2 protein-coding genes and 2 pseudogenes are annotated in these 2,406 nt (G+C 45.2%); 3 read left to right on the forward strand and 1 reads right to left on the reverse strand.

Annotated elements, in window-relative coordinates; translation table 11 throughout:
* Positions 1-337 precede the first annotated feature (337 nt).
* From CKW37_RS32500 to CKW37_RS32505, 3 genes and pseudogenes are all read left to right on the forward strand, one after another.
* The gene (locus CKW37_RS32500) at positions 338-580 is read left to right on the forward strand and encodes a hypothetical protein (RefSeq protein ID WP_143502045.1); all 243 of its coding nucleotides are present in this window, start codon (positions 338-340) and stop codon (positions 578-580) included.
* Positions 581-1,021: 441 nt separating this feature from the next.
* Positions 1,022-1,225, forward strand: a pseudogene (locus tag CKW37_RS19740) (transposase); the annotation flags it as partial.
* Positions 1,226-1,301: 76 nt separating this feature from the next.
* Positions 1,302-1,742 (forward strand): hypothetical protein, encoded by a 441-nt coding sequence (locus CKW37_RS32505; protein ID WP_143502047.1) that lies wholly within the window; start codon positions 1,302-1,304, stop codon positions 1,740-1,742.
* A 456-nt stretch (positions 1,743-2,198) separates the two neighbouring features.
* Here CKW37_RS32505 and CKW37_RS33055 read toward each other — a convergent pair.
* Positions 2,199-2,406 (reverse strand): annotated as a pseudogene (locus CKW37_RS33055) (hypothetical protein); the annotation flags it as partial.

Consider the following 2,406-nt stretch of genomic DNA (forward strand, 5'->3'; position numbering starts at 1 on the left):
TTGGTGCAAAAGAGGCGACAGATAGCCTTTTAGCATCCGCTTTATCGCCGTTCAAAGACGGGCAGGCTATTACCAGTGCGGGTAGAGCAGTTACTAAGCACCCGGAATATTTTGGATTTGATTCCACGCAAGAGTTACGCCAGGTCTATCGCTCAGATGCTCAGCTAAATGATTTGGCAGAAAAATCTGTTCAAGATATTTTGGAAAATGGAATAAAAACGACTGGCGCTGGTGGTAGATACCCTAATGGGTGGGTAACCTACTCTTTACCAGACGGGAGGGCTGCTAGCTGGAGCGCTTCTGGTGATTTTATCGGCTTTAGAGGGGTGCAAAAATGATGCGTGAGTTGATCTTTGAAAAAGTTGGCGATGTCCATAGCACCTATCCATATCTTTGTGTGTACCTGCAAGGTGAAGTTGAACCGTTTTTGGAGATTGCAGTGACTGATGAACGAGATCTTGCTTTCACCGTCTACCCTAGAGAGTCTAGTGTGGTTTTAGGTGTTGAGGACTTAACCGAAATATTAAATAGGGCGGCCATTTTTTTGCCGCAAGCATTGGAGAATAACGATTCTATCTAATTAGGTGGTGCAAAAGAGGCAGTAATTCCTAGTGGTTTTTCAAGCGCAGATGACTTTGCACGTTTTGGTACGGATATGAGGGATGGCTTATCCCGTGCGGGTTATGGAGATGTAGAGCCCATTCTTCAAGGAAGCGCCGTAACAGGGCAAAGTTTTAAAACTGGACAAGCATTTGATGCAGGAAGGGTTAGCGATTTCGATGTGGCACTGGCAAGTCCAGAGCTGTTACAGCGTGCTCAATCTTTAGGCATCGGGGTTAGAAGTGGCGGAACGCGCACTGGCCCATTGAGTGCAAGAGATTTGCAAGCTCTCGGATTGCAGGACCTAGCTAGCGAGTTAAGCTCACAAGCAGGTCGTGAGGTTAACTTTATGACGAAAAAGGGGACAGATTTATTTTCTTTCGCTTTGCTAAGCTGAAAACCTCAATGGAATGAGGTTGCTATGCCAAGAATAGGACGAGTCGTATTACCCAACTACCCCCATCACGTCGTTCAGCGTGGTCACAACCGACAGGTGGTATTCGCTGCTGCGGAGGACTACCAGCGCTACGTCAATGATCTACAGGAACTGAAGGACGCATTTGGTATAAAAATTTATGCTTACTGCCTGATGACAAATCATGTCCACCTGTTGTTGGAGCCTGGAGTGAAGAAAAGGGGACAGATTTATTTTTAGCTGAATAAAAAATAAATCTGTCCCCTTTTGCCTATTGCCTATGATTATGCGTTTAGAAATGGTTGAGAAAGGCCTTGTAGAAAAGCTTAAGTTAGTCAGTCAAGAACAACGAAGAAGTGCTGTAAAAGTGGCTTGTGAACTTGCTTTTCAGGCCTGTCCAGTAGATGTGCCTATTGTTGTCGAATCTCTTAGGCAGCTACGATCTGGTAATGAACTCACGACTGATCAGGTTTCTGGGCTAGATGCTTTAGCTGCACAGTTAGATGAGAAGTATTTTGACTTGCAAGACAGCCTGGATGAAGGGCAAAACTTAAATGAAGAAGGACTTCAGTTGTTTAGCCAGGCCCGCGCTGTATCGGCGCTGTCCTTAGCTGGTGGAGAGGATTCGCTTATGACAGCGACCGAAGCAATATATGAGGCATCATCAGCCGTTGATGATGGAGCTTATATTTTTAAAGCAGTACTTTCGGTTTTGCCAGAGTCTTAATCAGCAGGTATTTTGCTTTGTCTGTGATCCGGCGCACTCTTGCGCCGGTATTTTCAGTTGCTGCTGCACCCTGATTGCGCCCTCTCTGCACTCAAGTTGCACCCGTTCTGTAGAAAAGTGTAGAAAAGGGGGCAGATTTATTTTTAGCTGAATAAAAAATAAATCTGTCCCCTTTTGCGGTAGAGGTTATGATTCGAAGTTAGTAGATGAAGCTGTTCAAAAAATAGTGGAAAGAAATCGCAATACGGGGGTTATTAAATAATGAACACTTGGTCGGATTTTGTTCGGGCTCTTGGTCAAGATGAACGCGGGGTAATAGTCGCCGACTTATGTCGAAGAGTCGGAGAGTTGCCGGCCGTTTCGGAAACCCCGGATAACTATAATGACCCGGAAGGTAAGACAAGATTCTATAAGTTTGTTAAATCTGGCATAGAGATTGGGTTTCGTTCGGGAAAATTAAATCACATTCATTTTTTGGTGCAGCCTCACGAAGGTTATTCGGCATATAAGAAAGATGTGCTTGGTCGTATAGCTCAATGAATCGCCCCTAGTTTCGTAGACACCTCCAAGCCTCATAATGAGGCCCAAATAGGAGGAGCCATGAGTCGTCAGCGTTACCCCGAAGAATTCAAGATCGAAGCGGTCAAGCAAGTGACCGAGAAAG

The sequence above is a fragment of the Pseudomonas sp. Irchel 3E13 genome (genome assembly GCF_900187455.1).
Classification (GTDB): Bacteria; Pseudomonadota; Gammaproteobacteria; order Pseudomonadales; family Pseudomonadaceae; genus Aquipseudomonas.